Annotated in this window: 19 protein-coding genes; all 19 read right to left on the reverse strand. The window is 44.3% G+C overall.

Annotation, left to right across the window (positions count from 1 at the left end):
- Positions 1-792: hypothetical protein (locus D6774_00305; GenBank protein RME78665.1), on the reverse strand; the 792-nt coding region annotated here is incomplete at its 3' end.
- Positions 789-1832: a hypothetical protein gene (locus D6774_00310; GenBank protein ID RME78666.1), complete on the reverse strand. Its 1044-nt coding sequence runs from the start codon at positions 1830-1832 to the stop codon at positions 789-791. The genes D6774_00305 and D6774_00310, both read right to left, overlap by 4 nt.
- Positions 1829-2299, reverse strand: coding sequence for a hypothetical protein (locus D6774_00315; GenBank protein ID RME78667.1), 471 nt, complete (start codon positions 2297-2299; stop codon positions 1829-1831). The genes D6774_00310 and D6774_00315 overlap by 4 nt, the downstream gene beginning before the upstream one ends.
- A complete protein-coding gene (locus D6774_00320; GenBank protein RME78668.1) occupies positions 2296-2784 on the reverse strand; it encodes a hypothetical protein in 489 nt (162 codons plus the stop codon). Before D6774_00320 ends, D6774_00315 begins: the two co-directional genes overlap by 4 nt.
- Complete coding sequence (locus D6774_00325) at positions 2781-3401, reverse strand: hypothetical protein (protein ID RME78669.1); 621 nt, start codon at positions 3399-3401, stop codon at positions 2781-2783. Before D6774_00325 ends, D6774_00320 begins: the two co-directional genes overlap by 4 nt.
- A gap of 113 nt (positions 3402-3514) precedes the next feature.
- The gene (locus tag D6774_00330) at positions 3515-4099 is read right to left on the reverse strand and encodes a hypothetical protein (protein ID RME78670.1); all 585 of its coding nucleotides are present in this window, start codon (positions 4097-4099) and stop codon (positions 3515-3517) included.
- A gap of 6 nt (positions 4100-4105) precedes the next feature.
- Positions 4106-4444: a hypothetical protein gene (locus tag D6774_00335; protein ID RME78671.1), complete on the reverse strand. Its 339-nt coding sequence runs from the start codon at positions 4442-4444 to the stop codon at positions 4106-4108.
- Complete coding sequence (locus D6774_00340; GenBank protein RME78672.1) at positions 4441-4710, reverse strand: hypothetical protein; 270 nt, start codon at positions 4708-4710, stop codon at positions 4441-4443. Before D6774_00340 ends, D6774_00335 begins: the two co-directional genes overlap by 4 nt.
- A gap of 2 nt (positions 4711-4712) precedes the next feature.
- Positions 4713-4967 carry a hypothetical protein gene (locus D6774_00345; protein ID RME78673.1) on the reverse strand — a complete coding sequence of 85 codons (255 nt, stop codon included), beginning with the start codon at positions 4965-4967 and terminating at the stop codon, positions 4713-4715.
- An 8-nt stretch (positions 4968-4975) separates the two neighbouring features.
- The gene (locus D6774_00350) at positions 4976-5230 is read right to left on the reverse strand and encodes a hypothetical protein (GenBank protein RME78674.1); all 255 of its coding nucleotides are present in this window, start codon (positions 5228-5230) and stop codon (positions 4976-4978) included.
- 65 nt (positions 5231-5295) lie between these two features.
- Positions 5296-6390 carry a hypothetical protein gene (locus tag D6774_00355; protein RME78675.1) on the reverse strand — a complete coding sequence of 365 codons (1095 nt, stop codon included), beginning with the start codon at positions 6388-6390 and terminating at the stop codon, positions 5296-5298.
- Between the two features lie 167 nt (positions 6391-6557).
- Positions 6558-7163: a hypothetical protein gene (locus tag D6774_00360; GenBank protein RME78676.1), complete on the reverse strand. Its 606-nt coding sequence runs from the start codon at positions 7161-7163 to the stop codon at positions 6558-6560.
- Positions 7144-7845 carry a hypothetical protein gene (locus D6774_00365; protein RME78677.1) on the reverse strand — a complete coding sequence of 234 codons (702 nt, stop codon included), beginning with the start codon at positions 7843-7845 and terminating at the stop codon, positions 7144-7146. The genes D6774_00360 and D6774_00365 overlap by 20 nt, the downstream gene beginning before the upstream one ends.
- 108 nt (positions 7846-7953) lie before the next feature.
- Positions 7954-8427, reverse strand: coding sequence for a hypothetical protein (locus tag D6774_00370; protein RME78678.1), 474 nt, complete (start codon positions 8425-8427; stop codon positions 7954-7956).
- A 37-nt stretch (positions 8428-8464) separates the two neighbouring features.
- A complete protein-coding gene (locus D6774_00375) occupies positions 8465-9016 on the reverse strand; it encodes a hypothetical protein (protein RME78679.1) in 552 nt (183 codons plus the stop codon).
- 91 nt (positions 9017-9107) lie between these two features.
- Positions 9108-10193 carry a hypothetical protein gene (locus D6774_00380; protein ID RME78680.1) on the reverse strand — a complete coding sequence of 362 codons (1086 nt, stop codon included), beginning with the start codon at positions 10191-10193 and terminating at the stop codon, positions 9108-9110.
- On the reverse strand, positions 10190-10705 hold the full coding sequence (locus D6774_00385; GenBank protein ID RME78681.1) for a hypothetical protein: 516 nt from the start codon (positions 10703-10705) through the stop codon (positions 10190-10192). Before D6774_00385 ends, D6774_00380 begins: the two co-directional genes overlap by 4 nt.
- A complete protein-coding gene (locus D6774_00390) occupies positions 10702-14700 on the reverse strand; it encodes a hypothetical protein (protein RME78682.1) in 3999 nt (1332 codons plus the stop codon). Before D6774_00390 ends, D6774_00385 begins: the two co-directional genes overlap by 4 nt.
- Before the next feature lie 4 nt (positions 14701-14704).
- Positions 14705-21712 (reverse strand): hypothetical protein, encoded by a 7008-nt coding sequence (locus D6774_00395; GenBank protein ID RME78683.1) that lies wholly within the window; start codon positions 21710-21712, stop codon positions 14705-14707.
- Positions 21713-21737 lie beyond the last annotated feature (25 nt).

Here is a 21737-nt window from a genome sequence, read left to right on the forward strand (position 1 = left end):
AGTATCTGCAATATCTAGCACAACAAAGTACTCTCCCAATCCTTGCTCATAATAGAGCGTATTGGGATCAGGAAGGAATGGACTACTTGTTGTTGTCTCATACACGATTTCACAAGTAAGACCTGTGCAGGAATAGCGAGGATTCTGATCGAAGAGGAGTGAGATCGACTCGTTGAGGGAGACGTTGTAGCGATGCTGGGTGATCGCTTGCGCATCAAGAGGAAGGGTGTTGAGTTCTTGTGTTGTTGCAGGTAACTCCCCTTCTTTTGTGAGAACGACGTATTCCTCCACGTTACCAAGAACAGGTTTCCAATGGATGAAAACAGAAGATGATTTGTTCTTATTATCAATTGAAAAATTGACATCACCTATTACATCTTGGAAGGAGATCGCAAAAAGATAGGTAAGGTTGACCCGCTGAGCAAGGTTGCTATCAATCATGCTAGTATTAGTGACAACACAGACGAAAAGAGTGGTCTCATCGGTGCAATCAGTGCACGTATTTTCGTAGGAGAGTGGCGTGCAGAGATCATTGTTCCACGGATCTCCATAGATGGTGCCGGAAAGATTTGCAGAAACTGCGGTGACGCCTTGTGTGCGTAGGGTGTCAAGTGTTGATGCGTCAAAGGGCAAGCCCTTACTTTGTGCTTGTTCTACAAAGGTGTCAATCGTGTCATAGTAGGAGAGGTCTGTAGGAAGAGTTATGCTAAAATCAGGGGTGAATTCATGAATGATCTGCGCACCCACTACAACGCTTAGGAGAATGAAGATGAGAAAGAGTTTGTGTTTCATATTGTTCCTCCTTGTGTTCTGAGTTCTTGTGCGCGTTGTTTTATGTCCTCTACGTAATCAGTGTTAAATCTCGTTGCATCACAACTTGGACCGTTGTAGAGGCGAAGTGCTACGTCCCAACCCTTATACTGCGCGTATTTTTCTTTGATTTGAGGGAACTCGTCACACTTGTATACCGGGTTTTCAAGTGCTTCTTGAGGATAGGTTTCTTTGTAGTTTTGTTTGAGAAGTTGTAGTGCTGCTGCTATGTTGCAAGCAGGATCTGCTACCGTTGTTCCTTGGCATTCTTCTACGTTGCACAACGATCCTTCTTTTGGTGCTGATGGGTCGTAACACGCAGTTCTATCTTTGAGTCCTAAATTAATCTGCATAAGGCCAACATCGCAACTTGTGGGGTTGTGATTTGTTGTGATGAAACCATTCGTGCTGTGTGTAAGACCTGATTCTTTTTCTGCAATTGCTTGAATAAGGTATTCATCAACTTCTCCTTGTGGGAAGTATTTTTGTGTGAGCTGTGAGATGAGTTGTTTTGCTTCTTCTTTTGTAATGTCTTGAGCATAAATTATTTGACAAGAATTGCTGCTCATTCGTACAGGTGTTTTTGCCGCTGCGTAGAGCGTGTTGTTGTAAAGTGTGTAGCTAAAAAGGGGAGTTTGTATGTTCTTAATTTGATTAGTGAGTTTTTGATGTGTGTTCCTTACGAGTTGTTCGTAGAAGAGCTCTCTTGATGGTGTGCAATGCTCTGAGAGGATGGTAAATCCTTTGTGTGCTCTGCATTGTGCTCCGCCGTATCGCGCAAGGTCAAGCAGTGCTTGTTCTGCTGCGATAAATCCTGTTGCTTCAAGCTGTGTGCGATATACCACTTCTTCTTGGTAGATGTTGAGCAGTGCGTATTGCTTGTCTCCGATCTTCGCATTGTTCCCTTCAAGGAGGGGGGAGATGCTTGATTGCAAGGAGATGAAGGCGGTGGTAAGTGCGATGATGAGGATGAAGTCAAGGAGTATGGTGAAGAGCGATCCTTTTTTGTGTATGCGTTTCATCGTGCTATCACCCGCAATCGAAGTGTTCTTGTTGGTGAGAGGGGAAGTTCATATGCTTGTGCTGAGCGCAAGTCGCATGCAACTATTTGCTTCGCGTTGAAAACACGACGATTAGTGCCGTCTGAAAAATCTATTACGCTATCTATGCACTCAGTCGTGAGAGTTCCTATGAACCGCCCTAATTCATCTAAGACTTCCTTTCGTAGTGTGGGATCAGCATCTGCTTCAATAAGCCACGCGTATCCTTTTTTTGTGGTGTTATCTATGGTGAGTGGTTCGTTGAGTATTGCTGCTGCGACCATGTTTGATGTTACGTTTTGAACATTTGCATCTATTTGTTCTTCTGAAACACTCAGATCAAGTTTGAGAAGGAAGAAGAAAACAATAACGATGAGAATGAACCCTGCATAAGCGTAGAGATCGGTAATGCCTGAGGAGACAAATCCTTTTTTTCCTCTCATTCTCATACGATTACCACCTTGGAGTGTAGTTCATAGGGCTTGCCATCAACGAGGACGTGTGATGTTCTCTCAACGAGTATTGCTTTTCCAGAACCGACAAGTTTTCTTTTTGCGAGTGCTTCGTAGAGCGTGAAGGACTCTTTGTTGTAGTCCGTAATTGTTGAGAGGTGTGGTGCGTTTACAGGGTAGAGTGTGAATTGTGCTGCGAGGTGTTTTGCCGTTCCAAAACTGTTTTCAAGATGTTGGGTGTTGAACTTATCAAGATCAAGTGTTCCAAGCAAAACTTTTCCCTGTGCATCTTGCGCTGCGAAACCATCTGGACTTGTAAGAAGCGTGTCTATGAAGAGATTGCCTTCAAGAGCTCTTGCATCAGTGTAGTTGCTCACGTTTGAATTAACAAGTGTGACAAGTGCTGCTACGACGAAGATTAAGAAGATAAAGCGCGGAGCGAATGCGAGGAAGTCAAAGGTAAATTGCGCTTTACGACTCATGTTGAGAATACCTCTTTGAGCATATCGCAACCACTCTTCTTATCAGAGGCGTAGATATCAATAGTGGTTACGTCTTTGTTGAAAAACCCGATGCTTACTTGAGGGTGTGATCGCAAACGGTCAAGAGCTTCTTTGTCTTTGAGTGCTGCTTTGATAATGATGTGATCTCCTTTTCCTTTATAGGTGATGCTTGAAGAATAGCAAGTGGCGGGAAACACGAATTGTGGTTTTGAAGACTCTTTGCTTTTTGACGCTATGGAAAAATCGTTGAAAGGTATTGCTGCACGTGAAGGGCATTCGTCTTCTGCACAGAGGAAAGGATGCTCATAAGCAACATCAGGAGATTCTGCTTTGTAGGCTTTTGCTTTATGATTTGAAAGCTCAATGAGTACGTCTCTTGTTCCTGGAAGGTCTTGTGCGAAATAACTTGTCTTTGCAGGGCTTGCAAGTATCGTTGTTGTTGTAAGCGCTACGTCTTTTGCAATGTAGGTGAGGAGAAAACCTCTGTTTTCAGCAATTCCTGAGGAGAATGAGATCATCGCTACTGCAACCATGATGACAAGAACAAGCTGGAAAAGAATGAAGTACAGTTTTCGAGAAATCTCCCCTTTGCGCATGGCGGTGAATAAGAAAACCTTATTTATAAATATTCATACGGGGTGGGAGAACGTGCGCTTTTGGGATTGTTTTGATGCTATGTTTTCAACGTGTGTGGAGGTGATTACTTGTTCTACTCTTTTCTGTATATTTCACAGTGAGGCGCTTGCAGGGAATCATTAACAAGGATGTTAATGGTGTCCCCTTGTTTTTGGAGAACGAATCTCGTTGGTCCGCGTATTGGGGGATATCCTTTTGATGAAAGGGCAAAAGGTGCTGAAGACTTATAGGTTAAGGGAGTATCAAACGGAACGCACCGCCCTTCATTTTCACAATCAGTTTTTTTGCACATGCAAAGACAGTGTGTGCCTTCGCATTCAGGAGGTGGCTGTACTGTTTTTGTTGATGCAACACCACTTATCTCTCGAATATCAGTAATAATGTTCAACTCTTTTTCGGGTGTGAAGTAGTAGATGTTCCAATCACCAATCTCTCCTGTAAATGAACACATCTGTGCTTGTGATGCGAGAAGAAGGGAAGAATACTCTCTAAGAGAATTGTACACTTCTTGGGTTGATGAGTCTTCTTTTTGTAAAATTCCTGAAAATGAGACAAACATGAATGTTGCTGAGATAAGAAGGATTGCTATAAAGATGAGACCTATGGTCTGCTCTGACATGAAATCTACGGATCCCTTCACAGCTCTTTTTTTTATCATTGCGTTCTACGTCGTTGTTGGTTCGGGCCAAGGATTGCCAAGCGCTGCAACGCAACAAAGACCATAGTTTTTCTTATCTTCTACGGGTACGAGTGATGAGATATCACTTCCTTTTTCGCACTTAAGAGGACACTCTTTTGTTCTATATGATCCTGATGCTTGTGAAGGGCAAGATTCCCCTCCTGTGAGTTGGCAAGCACATCTCTTCTCAGCTGTTGCGCAGCCAAGTTTTTCGTTTGCAGAGGAGGTGAAAAGCCCCGTGTAGTTAAGGAGGAGATATAAGAAAAAGAAAAGTGCGATGAGTCCAAAGAACACTGTTACGTAGATGAATCCTTTTCGGTTCATGGCCTGCAACAGACTTCTCCAGGATTCGGGCACTGCGCGCTTACGGACTTTCCTGTTGGGCAAGGCGTGTTTGAACAATACCTTCCAGTTCCAGGAATTTCGCAATTGGAGGGGTTGAACTGCTCTTCGGTTTCTTGTGTGGTTTCACCAAAATTCCCTATTTTTCCTGTAAACACAAGTACAAGAACAACAAGAACGATGAGTACTATCACCGCGACGATGATGACTTCAAGGGAGAGTTCTGCTTTTTTTGTTAGTGCGTTCATGGTTAGAGATCTATTTTTTGACAGCAGAGTTGGTCATCGGGGCAGTCAAGGAAGCTACGCACAGGGTAGTCCTTTGCATCCCCTTTTCCACACGTTTCGCCTTTGTCAAAACAGTCCCCGTTGTTATTTTCACAGGCACTAGCTGCGTTGACATTGGACGCCTTATCGCTGAAGATAAAGACGAGAACAACTAAAACAATTATTCCCAGTACTGCGAGGATGATAACATTAAGTGGTAATCCTTGAGCTTTTCTCATGGATCTGTTCATATTCCTACGCAGCATTCAAGGGAGGGATCTTGATCGCCATCTGCATTGTAACAAACGCCGCGCGTATCCACTTTTTTGTATTGTCCGGTGCACTCGCCTACTGCAACGCATTGTCCTTTACATTCATCGATTTGTCCTACGCTTTGCCCGATTTTACCGGTGAAAACGAGGGAGAGAATGACGAGAACAAGGAGTGCAAGAACAGTAACAATGATAACGGTTATTGGGAGTCCTTGACCTTTTCTGTCCATTGGTTCACCTCTTTGAGAAGAAACGAGGCAAAGACGCTATATAAAGGTTTTGCCGTACAAAGCGTTTAACTCGTTGTGGATACGAGAGGATTGTCAAAGACTTCTTCATCTTTAAACGCCTTCTCGCAATACGCGAGGCGTTGGTTGATTTTAAGGAGTTCTGAACAGGCGTAGGAATCAAGGGTCTCTGATTGCTGCTCTTCCAAGTAGGATGTGAGCTCTTGTAGTTTTTCATCTCTTTCTTGAGTGCTGGAAATAGATAGTACTGTAATGAGTGAATCGACTTGCAACTGTGCAGGTGTTTTAGAACAGGTAACAGGATGCGCTCCTTTTGCTTGCGCTTGAGAACAGTACTGTTCTATGGATTCTCCCTCCTTTGCAAGGTCAAGGAGAACTGAGTTGAGTGTTGGTACGAGATCTATTTTTGATTGTGCGTCCTGCTTGTTTTGAGGAATGTTTGCGTCATCCTCGACAAGGGAGGTAACAAAAGCGTATTGGAGTTCCTGTAATCGAAGAAGTTCTTTTGCAAGTTGGTGTTGGTAAGCGATGCGCTCATCCTTTGATGTGATGGAGGACCCTTTATTGAGTAGTTGTACTAGTGCCTCTTCTTGTGCTTGTACTGCGCGTTCATACAGTCCTAGCGTTGCGTAGGCGTCTGCTGCTTGTTTGTAGATCTCAAAGCTTTTCTGCGGGTCGGATTCTTTTCCTGCTTTTTCTTCTAGGTTTTCTGCGCGAGTAATTGCGTTTTGTTGTGTGTTGATGTTAATATCATAGACTTCAAGTGCTGCTGCAACCAGTTCTAGTTCGTCAGAAGGAAGAGTGGTAAGGCGTGCATTGAAGTAGGATTCTATGCTGTTCTTCGTTGCTGTTTTGAAATTGTTGAGATCCTCTGATGTTAAGAATCCTTCTTCATAGCACTTTTCTGCTTGGAGAATGCGTGAGGCGAGGAACGTTGTGTCTTGTGATCCGGTTTGTAAGAATCGTGTGACGTCTTCTGTATAGTCCTGCCAGGTGAGTGCTTTGTTTTCGCATTCCTTTACGATGCTGGCGAGTTGGCGTGATCCTTCTCCTCCAAAGGAGTAAAGCCACCAGGAGATAACTGCTACTATCACAACAAGAAGGATGAGTCTGAAAATGGTTGAAGTCATTGCTTTTTTCATAGGCCGAAGGTAAGCAGGTCTTTGATGCGATCAATGAGAACGGATGATTTTCCTGAGAGCACAAAAATAATTCCTATAAGAACAGCAAGCGCGATGAGCACGAGAAGAATGTTTTTGAGTTCACTTACTTGTCCTTTCATGATTTCTTTAGGAGTGGTTGCTTCTTTTTAATGTTGTTGTACGTCTACTACGTCACAACCGAGGTTTATAAGCGTATCCGGGTTGTAGGGAACTACACGCAGAGCATGGCTAAATGAAGGGTCTTCAAGAGGATTAGTAACTTCTTCTGTGTAGAGTATGCCTATTCTGTTACGAAGAGTGTTGAAGTCAGAATAGGTTATTGCATTCTTAAAATAATCTGAGTAATATGTTTTGGTTCTTGGTATTCTTCGTGTCTGAAGGTATTCTTCAAGATCTACTTCTTGATCGCCTACATCTACCACGTAGCAAATAGCGCAGTATTTACGTGCAAGAGGGTTGAAGAGGTCAAGATCTCCTTCTCCGTAGATTTCCCAGCAGGTTTTCATCATGCGCACAAGTTCTTCTTCAATGTTTTTCTCTTCGGTGAGGTTCTTGTACTGCAAGGGGCAGACAATGGGGGTTTTTTGATAAATGTGTCCTTGTACTGATGCTTTGCACGCTGCTTTCCAGTTGGTATCATCTGTTGTTTTGAAAAAATCACCCATAAGCGCAAGAAGCACTGCAAGGATGGTAAGAAATAGCACAACTCCTACTAGTATTGCGTATTGTGCTTTAGTTGAGGACTTTATCACAGTAGCGTGACCCTCCTGGTTGTTGTGCGTAGATCAATGATGCGGGAACAAAATCGTATCCGATGTCATAGTCGCCAAGAAGCCCGAAGCTAAGTCTTGAAGGAATGTCTTTTGTTGCTCGCCAAAGAACAAAGAACGTATCTTGTTGTTCGTTTATGTCATAATCATATGATCCTTGTGTTATGTTGAAGAGGTCTGAAAAGTAGAGTTTTTGTCCGGGTATGCGTCTAGTGTAGAGGTACTCGTCAAAGCCTTTAAAGGAGTCGTGAAGTGCTACGACTTCTGGTGTCGCGATGATTTCCGAGCAGATAATACACGCGTTTTTCACCGCGGTGGATTTTTCCGGGTTGAGTTGTCCTTTTCCGGTTTTTGAGTAGCACGTGAATATTTCTCTTGCAAGGAGGTCAAAGACTTTTTCGCGATCAAGCGTTTTTCCTTTAATGTAGCGTTTATCAAGCAAGGTTTTTACGCGTGGACAGTTCAGTTCAAAATCCTTTACGTCTTTGGCTGCTCCTAATTGGTGAAGTGCAAGAAAACTTAACCTGCATGTTTCAACGTCGGTTTGCTCTTTTTGAAATGATGAAATGTTACCTACTGCTAAGAACAGCACTCCTGCAACGATAAGGACTATGATAATCGCTGCAACGGGGCTTATGGTGAAGTCTTCTGCTTTTTTGTTCATGAAAGTGCTCCGAGTATTTTTCTTGTTATGAGAAAGAGTATGCCAAAAGCTGCAAGGCATAAGATGAGAATGATGATTGCTTTGAAACTTTTTGTCATAATGGTCTTCTTAGTATTGCGTGCATATAAAGATTTTGAGTGTGACAGGGGTGAAGGATGAGGTGGGAATGGTGAAGAATTCTGCTTTTCCAACGCCTGTGTTGGTGCAGCCAAGGTTGTTCCATTCAAGAAGCGTTCCTTCATTAAGTTCTAAGGAGATATGATAGGGCACCACCCATTGTTGTAGTGTTTCATTAAGAACGTAGGTCATGGTGTCATTAACGTATGCACAGCTTTTCTGACCGTTTTCACAGGTGATAAACCCTCCGAAGTGGTAGTATTCCGCGCAGTCTGCTATGAGTTCTTGAATGGTCGCATCTCTGCAATCAAGTGTTGATGCTTGGAGCAAAGAAATGCCAAAGTTAGAGGTGAGTTGGGTTTGAGTGAATTCTCTTTTAAGTGTGAATGCTTCTTTGTTGATAAGCGAGTTGAGTGCGAAGATCACACCTATAACAAAGAGTATGATGATAATTGCAAGGCCCATGATTTCTAATTGTCCTTTGTGCCCTAATTTCAAAGCCTTACCCATACACTCTCACCTCCAATACGCCCAGGGAATATTTTCCTGAAGTTGCGTTTTTAAGTGCTATGGGAAAGAAATTATTTGATGAGGAGGTGAAGTTTTCTTTGGGATTATCATAAATGGTCGCGTTGATCCCTGGAGGGTAGATTGATCGTACAATGATTGTTGCTTTTCCGAATGTTTGCAAGTAATACGCACGTGCAAAAGGGTTTGAAGCTCCAGGTCCTGTGCCAATTTCGGCGAGAGCCTCTACTTTTTGCAGGTCAAAACAACCGCTTTCCACTACGCCAAATTCTGTGCAGGCAAGTTCTGAGAGGAAGCTTATTGCTTGACTGGTTTGTACTGATTGGAGTTCTTGTGCTTTTATTTGTTCTTGTCCTGCTGAGACTGCTGCAAAACGCGCGTAGAAAATAAATCCTATGACGAGGAGAACGAAAAAAATGAAAAGGATTGCAATGGTTTCTCCGAATTTTATTTGCGCTTTTTTGTGTGATGGTGTGATCTTGCATCGCAAGGATGCACTTGCTCGTAGAGAGGGGAGAAATGACATAACCGAGTTCTCACGCCACCGCTTGTTAGGCGTATGGCGTGCTAGGTGCGGGCAATGCGGTTTTTTCGTGAGGTTATGTTGATTGTTCATCTTAGTAGAGTAAGGGGCAGGAAATTCTTTGCAGGTTTTCGTTTGTACTCTCAAGCTGGTTTTTTGCTGCTTGTATTGCTGATACTATTGCAAGAGAATTGCTTCCTGGCCAGTTGGTGATCGGGGATCCATCCATTCCTGCAAGTTGTTTGAGCGCTTTGTTCTCTTTGTAGTATTGTGCGCATTCTGATTGTGCGAGTTCTTCTGCGAGGATGTTGTTAAATTTGTAATAGTAAATGGCTGCGACGAGGTTAAGTTTGTCAATGAGTTTGTTTGAAACACAGTTGTATCGTTCTTGGCTTTGATCATTTACTTTGTTATTAACATCAAGGGTGAAAATTGCTCCGTACAGCATGGGAAATGAATAAAATCCTTCCGAGCCTATTCTTGAAACCCCTGTTGCTGATGATTTATGATACCATGTTGCTTGTGACCCTGCTATTTGCACTACGGAAAAATCCGCATCTTTAAAGTTAGAGAAATCAACACTGGTTGGATCCGTAGTGTCACCCACGAAGATGAAACGAACATGTGCATTGTTCCTATCACGAAGAGAAGAAATATCTTCTGGTGTTAAACGATCGAAGTTGCGTGTGAGTTCTTCAGGAAGGCTTGGTGGTGCGCGGGGATCATCAAGTGATCCGTTAAGCGTATGCCATAACGTAGTATCGCCATTGTCAATGAGGTAGTATCTGATGTCTGGGCCGGTAACGTAGAGGATGTTTGCTACGGGAAATGGTGCTGAGAAGGGAAGTGTCCAGGTAATAAGTTCATTTCCTTCTATGCGTGACGCTGCGTAGACAATGTTTTGTCCGAGTCGTTGCGCTGCGGGTCCTATGAGCATATCATTACAGGTGAATTCAACAGCAATGTCAGGGGTTGGTGTGCGTAGAAGGGTTCCTGGACTTTGCTGTGCTCCTGCGAAAATAGCGTCAAGTTGTTGAGAGACTTTTCCTTGTAAAGCGATTTCTGATGCTGCTTTTTGTTTTACCACGATGGTTGCAAAGAATCCGATGATGAGCGCTCCTGCTATGAGAATAAAAATCCAGTGTACTTGGCTTTCTACTTCTTGACCTTTACGATTCATGAGTATGTTGATGCGAGGATGCGATCACCTTTTGATTCTAATTGGAGGTTGATACGTCCTCTACGAACAGGTACGCACAGAACACTTCCCGAGTTGATTTGTATCTTGTTATCAATGACCATGAAGTTTTTTGAGCCGTCGGGGATGAAGAACACATTTGCCTGATCATTTTTGTATGCTGAGCAAGCAACAGGAGAATACGCATCGTTTCCTGAATTGCAAATATCTGCGTTGTCATCTTTTGCTTTGAACCCATCGCTAAAACAAACAAAGTCAAATTTTTCTGGTACTCTGATCTCGGGTCGTTTAATGGTGCCAAAGTCTGAGAGGAGTATTTCAAATTCGTTTTCTAATTGTTTTTGTAGGGTGAGTGCTTCGACTTCTTCTTGTCTTTGTGTGAAGTCTTTTATTGCAGTGTAGCCGTAGACGATGATACCTGCTGTGATGAGCATTGCTAGGATGAAGATAAAGATTTGTTGTGCTTGTGCTTTTGTTGTTTGTTGAATGTTCATACTTGGTCCTCCTTGATGTTGAGTTTAAAAAACAGGTTGGAAACATCTTTTTTGGAGATGATTCCTTGTTTTTCAAGATCAAACATGAGTTCGTAAACGTCGTGTTTGGTGATTTTATGTGCTTTGAGTAAGTAGCGCAGGATGACTTCAAAGATGTTCTTGTTGATTTTTTGCTCTTTGCTCATCTCAACAAACATCTTGCCCAAGTCTTTTGCATTTGCTGCTGCAAAGCTTGCAATCATTTCTGCATGTTCTGGTTGTTGTCCTGCAAGTGCTGAGAGTGCCGCCATTGCGTCTGTTTCACTGATTTTCTGCACGTCTCCTGCGATTGCTGTGAGTTCTTTGAACGCATCAGGCTCTTCTTCTTTTTTCGCAAGTTTTTCAAGGTGTTTTACGTGATCTGGTTTTTGCTTTGCGAGTTTTTCTAGGGTATTAACAGGGTCTTGAGTTGTTTTTTTGAATCGTTTTGCGAGTTTTTCAACGTCGTCTTCTTCTTTTGCAAGTTTGCTGAGTTTTTCGATGTTATCTTCTTGGTTTTTGTGTGGAACTGGTCTTCGTGGATGTGGGGGATGTTTTGGGAGTGGTTGTGGTTTTTTTGGTACGTGAATGGTTTCTTCTTTTTTCTTTGCAATGTGCTCCATTGCTTTTTGTGCTTCGCTCTTATCACCAAATGCGCTGAACATTTTGAGCCGTTCTTGCATTTTCCTGCGTTGTTCTTCCATGAATGCTTCGTGGCTCATTGCAGGCGCTTTGGGTTTTTCTTTTTGGGGGGTTGTTTGTGTGCGAGGAGGTGTGCGCATAACGCGTACTTGGGGTTGTGGTGTTGTTTTTCGGGGTTGTTCTTGTTTGTGCCAATAGGCCTTGTACCATAAGTACCCTCCCGATCCTAACGTGAGAAGAAGGCCTAGGATGATGAGAATCCATCCGAGAATTCCTGAGGGGTGATCGTTGGGGTCAAGCGGGTCTGTTCCCGCATTTACTTCTTCGCCATCAGAATACCCATCTCCATCAGTGTCTGCTTTTTCAGGGTTTGTTCCTCTTGCGCATTCTTCTCTGTTGGTAAGTGCGTCGTTGTCAAAGTCTTGATTTGCATCGGTGGGGTCTGTGGGGTCTAGTGCGTTGGGGTATTGTTCTTCACAGGTATCGCGTATGCCGTCGCCATCTTCATCGCTACTTTTTGGCTGTTGTGGTTTTTCTTCTGCTTGGTTGGGATTTGTTTGTTCTCTGAATTCTTCAAAGTTGATAATGCCATCTCCATCAGGGTCAAGATCACGATCTTGAGGGTTAGTGGTGCTAAGGTTGTAGCGTTCTTCCCAGAGATCATCGATGCCATCGCAATCATTGTCAAAGGAGCATTGCTCACTGCATTGTGTGTTATCTACTTGCGCGTTGAAGTCATCGCAATCAGGTCCTAAGACGCATCCAAGGCCATAGCCGTCACCATCACTGTCTTGTACGCAGTCTACTTCACAAGCAGTGTTCTCGTCGGGGTTAAACTCGTTGCAATCGTATCCTGCTTCGCATCCAACGCCGTAGCCATCATTGTCAAGATCTATGAGGCATTGCGTTGCTGGGCAGCTTAGGGTGTAGAGGTCTATTAAGTCTGAGCAGTCAAGCCCATTAGTGCATCCCCCTCCATATCCGTCGCCATCTTCGTCGGCAACGCAGTTATTCGCGCAGTTTTGTGCTTGGTTGGGATCTACTCCGTTGCAGTCAAAACCGTTATCACAGCCAAGACCATAGCCGTCACCATCACTGTCTTGTACGCAGTTGTTTTCACATTGTGTTGTGAGATCGTTGCTAGTATCATCACAGTCAAGTCCTGCGTTACACCCTATTCCGTATCCATCTGCGTCGTTGTCTGCTATGCAGCCATTTGCGCAACTTGTTTGTATGGATGGGTCAAGACCGTCACAATCAACGCCACTCTCACAGCCAAGACCATAACCGTCTCCATCATTGTCAATGATGCATCCATTTGCGCACGTAGTGGTTTCTTCTTTGTTGCGATCATTACAATCATCCCCTAAGGTGCACCCTGCTCCGTATTCATCTCCATCAGCGTCTTGTATACACCCTGATGTGCACCCTATCCAGATTGCAGGGTTAGTATCATCACAGTCAAATCCTGAAAAACATCCAAGTCCGTACCCATCACCATCATTATCAATGCCGTTTGTACAAGGAATTCCTGCAATGGTGAAGAGGTCTCCTCCTTGTGCAAGGTTGCCTGCTTTGTCCGTAATAAAATAACAAAAATACGTGCTTTGCGTAAGTCCGAGTTCGTAGGGTGCTTGGAGGTATCCTGTTTGATTGCAGGTTTGTGCGCTTGATGCTAAGCCGTATCCGTAGAAGTCTGAGCATCCTGACTTATCATCTACGCAGGTAACTTTAAGTGTGGTTCCGTTAAGTGAGAGTGTAACTGTTGGTGGTGTGGTGTCGCAAGCAGTTCCTGTTGGGTCAAACGTGATTGCAGGGCTGGTTTCTACTAATGCTCCTAGGTTTCCTGCCTCGTCTTCTGCTTGTACGCGTAACACGTATTGTTTTGATTCATTGAGTGCGAGTTCAGATCCGTCAGATCTTCTTGAAAGTGTTATTTCTGAAGACGTGGTGTTTCCTGATGCGATGAGCACGTCTCCTTCTCGTAAAAAATAATGGTATCTTGCAATGCCTGATTCATCTTGTGCTGAGAATTGCGCTTTGATTTTTTGTTCACACACGACGCGATTTGTTTGAATAGTTGTGTTCGTTGGAGGAGTAAGATCTATTGTAAAGGTGTGAGTGAAGTCTTGTTGTTGCGTTCCGTTTGCTGTTTGGGAGATGCAATTGATGCGCAGGGTGTGTGTTCCTGGCTCAAGTCTTCCTATTGTTTTTGTGTGCTGTTTTGTTGGATTGTTTTGCTGATCGGTGCTCTCAAAGGGTCCTGCGTTGGTACTTATTGAGCAAATGGAGTTAATGTTTGTTGAAGCGTTGAAGAAAATGTCTTGGGTGTTTGTTGCTTTTTTGGGACTATGAACGCTAAGTTTTATTCCTTGGGTAAGATCAACATGAACATCTCTTCGTATTTTGTTTGATAGCCATCCTGCTTTGTCCTCACATTGATAGTAGTAAGGGTAGTCTGCTATGAGTTGGTCGCTTGGGATTTCAAGAAGGACTCTTTGATTTTCTTTGTATGCTTCCTTCGTCCAGATAATACGCTCGGGTTCTATTTCATAATTATCTATAATGACGGGAAAATAGGTCATTGCAGGGTAGGGGGTGTTCTCATCTGTTGCGTATTTACAGATGACGGGCTCGTTTGCTCCTGCAAGTGCAAAGGTGGTAAGTGGGGGGAATTGTTCTGGGTATTCAAGTATTTCAGGAGGATCGTAGGCGAGTGTTTGTAATACTGGCGGGGTGAGGTCTGATGTGATTTCAAAGGTTTCAAAGGCGTCTCTGTTATCTGTTGATCTGCAAACAACGTAGAGGTTTTGTTTGATTCCTTCTTGAGCTTGGTAGTCTTTGATGTAGTGATTGTTGGAATCGCTTTGTGTGAAGGGAAGGTTGGTTCCTGCGTTGAAGGAGGAGATGGGAAACACTGAGTATTTGCACGTTGAGTCTTTGTCTGTGTAGATGTGAATGTCAAACGTGGTTGTGTTTGAAACGCCTAAGCGTGGGTTGAGAAGAGTTATTGCAGTTCTTGGAACGTCTACGATGAACTCATAGGTGAAGATGTCTGCGTTTCCTAAGATATCTCTTGCAGTGACTTCGAGCGTGTGCAACCCGTTTTTGAGGAACAGCGCAGGGGTTACTTCGTAAAAGGAATTGTTGATTTTGTTAAGCGTAACAGGTATTTGTTCACCTTCAAAGGTGAGGATGACTTCTTCTTGTTTGATAGTAACGGGCTCTTTGAATTCAAGGGTGATGGTTGGATCTACTTTGTTGATGGTAAGTTGCGCCGCTGCGCAAGGGAGTGCGGCGATGAAGAGAAGTAACAAGAACCAGTGCTTACTCATTCTGCTAACAGATGCCTGCGTCTCTGTCTACGCAGATGATCGGTGTTGCTGGGGGTTTGAGGTCTTTTGTGATTTGGACAGGGTACGTGCTGATGTGTCCTGCTTCGTCGCGCACGAAGAGTTCGTATTGGTTGAGGACTTCTTCACCAAGATCTCCTTTGACACGTACATTTACTTCAAAGGTGGAAGGTTTGCCTCCTCCGATTCTTCTAATAGTTGCGTCTTGACGTTCTTCATAGGTGCCATCTTCCCCGTTGAAATTTCCTGGTTTGAGGTAGATTTGCTCAATGTCTTCATCAAGAAGGTTTCCTTTAATGGAGACGTTTGCTGACGCGGTGTAGAGTTTATCATTGATGGTAACAACGTTGGTGAAGTTGATTTGTGAGATGTCAATGCTTGGCGGGGTGAGGTCCACAAAGACGTTTTGTGTTACGGTGCGCGTGTTTCCTGCAAGATCTGAAAAGATGAGTTCTAGTTGTTTTTCTCCCTCGTCTCCTTGTGTTTTTGTAAGATCGGGGATTGTCCAGAGGTAGTTGTAGGTTTGCCCTGCGTAGTTCGTAATTGCTATTGTTCCTGATTTGGAGAGTCCTTGTACGGGTGTGAGTTCTACGTTTACTTGATGATTTTCATTGTTGATCATCGCGGTGAAGCTTACTTCTTCATTGTCTTTTACTCTTCTTGGAATAATGAGGTCTATGTTTGGTGCTTCATTATCTATGGTGAATTCGAAGGAGGTGTTTGCTCCAGGGAGTTCGTATATTTTTGTTTGCGTTCCATCATCAAGTGTTTTTCTTGCATACACTTTAAGTCCGTAATCTGGCCAGGTTCCTTGGGGTCTAAACGGTGGCTCAAAGAAGGTGCAGGTGAAGATGTTGAATTCTTCTTGGGTGCAGGTAGCAACGCTATCTCCTGAGATTTGGTGATCAAATCTAATTGCGGTGATTTCAACAGGGTTGGGTTCAGTGCTGAAATCAAGTACGAAGGTAGGGTTGGTGTCTTGTGTGTACCATCGTGGAGGATTTTCTGGTCCTCTTGTTGCGTTGAGCACTCTGAATTCTTTTAGGAGTGGAACTGATTTGTCAATGATGAATGTCCAATCTTTTGAGGTGAGTGTTTGGTCAAGGGGATTTCCTGCATTATCTTCTACGAAGAAGGACACGTTGTACTCTCCTTCGGGGAAGACGAAGGTTTCTGTTTCGAAATAGTAATAGGTCTTGCCCTCAGAGGTGTCAGTAACGTTAGTAACGGTGAAGTTGACGGAGATGTTGTTGATGAAGAGCTGTGCTGATGCGAGGTTGATGCCTGAGCCTGCTGTTTCTTCACTTACTACGATTTCGATGGGGGTGATGTCTCTTGCTGTTGTTCCTGCAAGAGGTAGGTGACTGAGTATTTTTGGAGGTACGGGGTCGTAGAAGAGGTGGATGGTTTCTGGAAAGCTTGGGAAGCGTGCGATGTTTCCCGCATTGTCTGAGACGGTGAATACTAAGTCATTCCATGCGTATTTTTCAAGGAAGGGTTCTATTGCAAAGTAATAGCTTGGAACTGCTCTGTCGTAAATGTTGATGGTTGATCCGCCTGGAAGTGGCTGTTCAAGAGAGGGGTTGATGCGTAGTATGGTGTATGCTCCTGCGGGGTCGTTGATGACTTGTACATCGGTGATTTCGTAGAATTGTCCGAATGATTTGTAGCTTCTTCTAGGTCCTACTTGGTCTTCATTGCTTCCGGGGGGGAACTCGCCAAAGCCTATGAATTGTCCTCTGCTAATTTGCGAGGATGCATCTCCTTCAACTTGTATTTTGTCGTTAAATCCTGCAAGAACTCCTACGGAGTCTTGGTAGATGCGTGTTGTTGGGGATTGTTTGAAGGTATAGGGTGAGAGCGGTGCGTCAACGCCGTCAATGGTGTGTGTGAGTTTGACGGTGAGGAGCTCATCAGTGTATCCTGTAAGCTGTATCCTGCTATCATTAGTATAATAGGAGTTGTTATGTCTTCGCAAGGGGAATCCTGCTTGTTCGTAGAAAGAGCGGGCAGGCTCAAGGGGAATATCAATTGCGGGGTTGAGGATGGGTGTGTTTGGTGCGCGGGTATCAACAAAAAGGTTTTGTTGCACTTCTCCTGTAACGTTGTGCAGATCCGCTACGCGTACGGTAAAGGTTGCGTTACCTTCAAATCCTCTGTTCGCAGCGTTGTCAGTGAGGAAGAGAATGCCTTGCATTTCTTGAGGGTTGTCATCAAGGCGTTCAAGCGCTACATCAACGTTAAGTCCTGGGAAGGATCCGCTTTGTACAAGAAGTTGAGCTGTGGGATTTTGAATGTAGTGTGGTAGGAGTTCTTCGTTGCTTGTAACGGTGACCTTGTATACGATGCCTAAGCGTAAGAATTCTACTTGGTTGCCTTCTTCTCCGTCTGTGATGGTGAGGGTGAGTTCTGGTGGGGTGGTGTCAATGTTGATAGGTACGTTTTCGTGGTCGTAGTCTACTCCTCCGATGTTGTAGTTGAGGGGTTCTTCATTTCCTCCTTTGTCAGTGCTAAAGAAGGTGAGGTGGGTGCTTTTATTGAGCGTGAAGGGAGTGGTATACGTATTCCATGCGGTGTTGTCAAATCCTACTGCGTATTGTGTTTGTGCGCATCCAAATTCTACTGGGCGTAGGTAGTAGTCAAAGAGTGGTCGGTCACGGCAGAGAAGTTCTACGCGTACAGGTGCGTTGTACCAGTCATTAAATGGTTGTGGTTGGGTGTTGAGAATGGTTACGGGGTGTTCTCGATCAATTGCAAATCTAATCTCATCTGCCTTGTTTCCTTTGACTTGGTGTTCTTCTGGCTCATCTGGGAAGAGGCATCTGATGTAGAAGCGGTACCATCTGCTCTGCGAGAGTTGTGAGTAGGTTTGGGTGTGGATTGTTCCTCCTGTGTTTTCAAAGGGAGTCATTTGAGAGAGGAGTTCTTCGTTATTGTTTTGCGTGTCTTCAAAATCATCAAGGGGTTCAAAGGATTCTAAGTAGTAGCATTGCGCGTCTTTTCCTGTTTGTACGGAGAGTACAACGCTGTTGTCTGTGAGTGTGTTTCGTGGAAGTGGGTTGGTGATGGATTTGTCGCCTTCAATGGTGAGGTTATACACAACGGTTTTCTTATTACCAACGTCGTCTTCGCACGTAACGGTGTAGGTGTAGAGTCCATCAATAAGGTAGGTGTAGAATCTCTCCCATTGCGTTCCGTAGACTGCGCTAAGAGTGTTTGCTGATTGCACTTCTTGTCCGTCAAGGTCAAGTTTAGCAGTACACGTGACTTCTTGAGGATCGTTTTCAGGATCTGATGCGCTAAGGGTGATGTTAAGGTTGGTAAACCACTCGTCGGGGTTTTCTTCAAAGGACACATTGCTAAATTGAGCGTTGATTTCTGGAGGGTTGGAATCAATGAACACGGTTTCGTGTTGTACAACTTCTAAGTTGTGAGAGTAGTCTTCTGAGAAGTAGTAGATGTCGTAGTTTCCTGATTTGAGGATGCGGTTGTCTTTGTCTTTCCAGCTTTGCTCTTCTACGTTGAAGGTGATGTGATCATTGTCAATGATGTTTTTGGTAAGGTTTCTTTTTGCTATGCTGGTAGGATAGCAGGTATTGCCTTTTTCAGTGATACAAGCGTATGTGATGGGCCATTTATTACTATCGCCGTAGAGTTGTGTTGAGAGATCATCTACACCTACTTCTATGGTAAATGTTCCTGGTATTTTTGGGGGGAGGACGAGTGTGGTGTTTGGTGCGTTGAAGTCTCTTTCGCATTCAGGTGAAAATGTTCCGGGCTGGGGAATGTTTGAGCAGTCATCTGTTGCTTGTTCTGGTGTTGCTGGATCTGCATCAGCGTTTTTATAACAGATAGGTCTTCCGTTTGAGTATTGTGTTACCCCCCAGGTGCACACGCCAAAGTTGAAGTAGTCGTCAGATCGTGAGAGGAGTTCATTAGTTCCGCTGGTCTTATTGTAGTAGGGAATGTAGGTTTGTCCTGTGAATCCTGCGATGTTGGAAAAACTGAGTTGTTCTATTTGTCCTTGTGTTGCACGTGAAATGTTTGCTTTAATAACTGCTGTTCCTTGATAGGAGTAGGGTGAATCTGAGCCTATGCAATCTTCTTCCGTATCATAATCATAACAGCTTATCTCTCGTTCAGGTCTGCAAGCAAAGTAAGGTCCTTGTAATCCATATTGATCATATTCTTTAAAATTGTTTGAATCGGTGTTGAACCTCCCTCCTGTTTTGCTTTGTGGGTTTTTTTCATCATAGTAGCATTTTCCGTAGTACGCACAGGTGTCTTTATTGCATTTACCGAACCATTTTGATTGGGGATCGTGGCAACGCGAACAGTCTTGAAGGTCGGGATCTAGTGGTCTGCACACGCCAAAGCCTGTTTCTCCTGTGTCAAAGGGTTCTACCCATTCACAGTTGAATCCTTGGGTGTTTGTTCCGTTGTAGATGTATGCGCGTTGTTCTTCGTTTCTTGCATTTGTGCGTAGAGCGGGTTGAGGATTTTCCCCAACACAGGCTTTTTTGGAGGTGAAATCATAACACGTTGTATTAGGTGTTACGGGTTTGAAAATATCTACGTTGAGTTTGGAGGTGTCTTCAAAACATACTGCTTGTACTTGGGGAATGGAGCAGGAAAACCACGCTCCTGCGGCTTCGGTGTAGAGTTGTCCTACGTTGTCTGCGCTTCTTGCAAAGGTGCCAAAGGGTTGTCCGCATTGATCACAAATACTTTTTGGAACACAAGCGGTTTCGCCTTGGTTTCCGAGTATGGAGTCTGAAGCAAAGGGTCCGATGCAGAGTTCTTGGTTTGCAGCACAGTCTTCAATTTCTTCTTTGAGATTATCTTGTGTACAGCTGAACCTCTTCGTCGCTGCTTGAGCATAGGTGTTTCCTGCGCAGAATTCTTTTACATTGGGTATGAGTGGATAGCGTGATTTGAGGTTGATACATTCTCTGTCTCCTACGGTTTTGCAAACGATGGAACCGTCTGTTGTGGTAAGTGATTGGGGTTGTTGATTATTTGCGTTTGGCTTGTTGTAGATGCCTTTTACCGCCCAGCAGTATCGTTGATTGGGTTGTACTTGAGTGTCATCAAACGTGGTTTCTTCTCGGGGAAGCGTTGCGATTGGTGTTGTTGGCTCGCAAGCGCCTCCTGGTTCTGCGTTACAACGGTACACGATATATTTGTCAATAACTTCGGGTTTTTCTCGTAGGCAGGTGTCTTGCCAGGTAACGCGCATGATTTTTTCAAATTGCACTGCGGAAACGTTGAGGTTGGTGGGTCCTCCTGGTGAGTTTTCACAGGAGTCTGGAGCGTTACATTGAGAAGTTTGAAAAGGACCCTGAGTTTTGTAGGGGTTGTATCCTTGTTGTAACTCTCTATTCGGTGGTGCGCAATTCTGAGGTGTTGCGCCAAATTTATTGGTGACAAACGTCTCCGGATCCCAGCTTTGTGTGGAGATGTCCCAGATGCCATCGCAGTCTTCTCCTGCTTCAACAAAGCCGTTGCCACAGACAGGTCCTAAGTCGCAGTTGCAATTGTTGCAGGTTCCTGGAAGGCAGGAAAATCCTGGGGCGGAAATGATGTCTCCTGTTGTTTGATTGATTTCACAGAGTTCTTGCGGGTATTGAACAATACCATCTCCGCATCGTTGTAGGCCAATGACTTTACACTCATTAGCGCTTCCGGGAACGCCACATTGTGTTTGTGGTACAGGTCCTTTGTAGGTTGATGGTTTGAAGAGTTTATTGACAGGATCCCACACGCCATCACATTCTTCTGTTTCTTCATCAATAATACCGTTTCCACATTCTGGTTGGTATTCACAGGTACATTGTTGGGGTGTTCCTGGCGGTGCGCAACGTCCCGGGCAAACATTATCTGTGCCGTTGATTTTATTGCCAAGCTCGTCGTATTGCGCATCGCATTGTTCGAAAAGCCCTTCGCTGTTGGGGAATTGAATGACGAAATCCCCACAGGTTGTTTGTGGTCCTTGACAGCTTGGTTCTTGTTCATCTACAAGGCCATCACAGTCGTTATCAATAAAATCAGTACAGTAGGCTCCTTCTTCGCTTTCTTGTTTTTCGCTTTCACGAACGGATGCGCTTACGGTTCCGCAGTCACTATCGCATTGATCAATAGCGCCGTCCCCATCGTTGTCTTGTCCGTCATTACACTCGGCTTCTTGTGTTGCACCTAGTGCTGGTGGGAGGATGATATCTGGTGCTGTTTGTTCTGCTTGGGTGAGGGTGATCGTTGTGGAGTTGATCCTGCTTCCAAGTGTTGCGATGATGGTGAGTTGTGCTCCTTGGGGGAGTAAGTCAATGATGTATCGTCCTGTTGAAGTGGTTTGTGCTTTTTTTCCTCCTGCTGAGACGGTAACTCCTGCAAGGGGGATGAGTTCGTCTTGTGCTCCTTGTTCGTAGACAAAACCAGTAAGTGTGGAGAATGCTGTTGCTGCACAGCTTGAAAGCGCGCATGCTCCTTGTGAGGCGAAGACGGCGTTGTCTTCAGCACAACAGTAGGGTGCTTCGCTTGCGTTAAGAATGGTAAAACCGCATCTGCACAGATCTCCTGCGGGATTGTTGGGTGATTCGCAGGTGGTTGCTTGACACTCAGGAATGCCGGTGAATTGCCCACAGATGGAATCTGCTTGGTCGGAGAATCTATCAACAGGAAGTCCTGAGAAGTCGGAGAGTTTGAAGAATTCTATGTCTGGGCCAAAGGCATTACATACGGTGCGGTAGGTTGATCGTGCGTCTGGGTTTTGGTCTTGACAACACACTCCTTCATCGCAAATGGGTTGCTCGTCACAGGGAATGGGGCTTGCAGTGTATCCTGGGTCACATTGCCCTCCAAAGAAAGGTACTTGGCAGCCAAATGCTGAGATGCAACATTGTGTGGGTTCTTCTTGTGTTCCTTGTGCAGAGGTTGTTTGTAAGAGTACGAGAAGAAAAAAAACAATGACGACTGGAAATATCCACCTCTTTGACATAGTAATCCACACTCTTTATAAACAA

Source organism: Candidatus Woesearchaeota archaeon (assembly GCA_003695435.1).
Classification (GTDB): domain Archaea; phylum Nanobdellota; class Nanobdellia; order Woesearchaeales; family UBA11576; genus J101.

Bases quoted from the DNA above. Each gene is read 5' to 3' on its own strand.
- D6774_00310 (RME78666.1), bottom strand. From the start codon at position 1,832: ATGAAACGCATACACAAAAAAGGATCGCTCTTCACCATACTCCTTGAC.
- D6774_00315 (RME78667.1), bottom strand. From the start codon at position 2,299: ATGAGAATGAGAGGAAAAAAAGGATTTGTCTCCTCAGGCATTACCGAT.
- D6774_00320 (RME78668.1), bottom strand. From the start codon at position 2,784: ATGAGTCGTAAAGCGCAATTTACCTTTGACTTCCTCGCATTCGCTCCG.
- D6774_00325 (RME78669.1), bottom strand. From the start codon at position 3,401: ATGCGCAAAGGGGAGATTTCTCGAAAACTGTACTTCATTCTTTTCCAG.
- D6774_00330 (RME78670.1), bottom strand. From the start codon at position 4,099: ATGATAAAAAAAAGAGCTGTGAAGGGATCCGTAGATTTCATGTCAGAG.
- D6774_00335 (RME78671.1), bottom strand. From the start codon at position 4,444: ATGAACCGAAAAGGATTCATCTACGTAACAGTGTTCTTTGGACTCATC.
- D6774_00340 (RME78672.1), bottom strand. From the start codon at position 4,710: ATGAACGCACTAACAAAAAAAGCAGAACTCTCCCTTGAAGTCATCATC.
- D6774_00345 (RME78673.1), bottom strand. From the start codon at position 4,967: ATGAGAAAAGCTCAAGGATTACCACTTAATGTTATCATCCTCGCAGTA.
- D6774_00350 (RME78674.1), bottom strand. From the start codon at position 5,230: ATGGACAGAAAAGGTCAAGGACTCCCAATAACCGTTATCATTGTTACT.
- D6774_00355 (RME78675.1), bottom strand. From the start codon at position 6,390: ATGAAAAAAGCAATGACTTCAACCATTTTCAGACTCATCCTTCTTGTT.
- D6774_00365 (RME78677.1), bottom strand. From the start codon at position 7,845: ATGAACAAAAAAGCAGAAGACTTCACCATAAGCCCCGTTGCAGCGATT.
- D6774_00370 (RME78678.1), bottom strand. From the start codon at position 8,427: ATGGGCCTTGCAATTATCATCATACTCTTTGTTATAGGTGTGATCTTC.
- D6774_00375 (RME78679.1), bottom strand. From the start codon at position 9,016: ATGTCATTTCTCCCCTCTCTACGAGCAAGTGCATCCTTGCGATGCAAG.
- D6774_00380 (RME78680.1), bottom strand. From the start codon at position 10,193: ATGAATCGTAAAGGTCAAGAAGTAGAAAGCCAAGTACACTGGATTTTT.
- D6774_00385 (RME78681.1), bottom strand. From the start codon at position 10,705: ATGAACATTCAACAAACAACAAAAGCACAAGCACAACAAATCTTTATC.
- D6774_00390 (RME78682.1), bottom strand. From the start codon at position 14,700: ATGAGTAAGCACTGGTTCTTGTTACTTCTCTTCATCGCCGCACTCCCT.
- D6774_00395 (RME78683.1), bottom strand. From the start codon at position 21,712: ATGTCAAAGAGGTGGATATTTCCAGTCGTCATTGTTTTTTTTCTTCTC.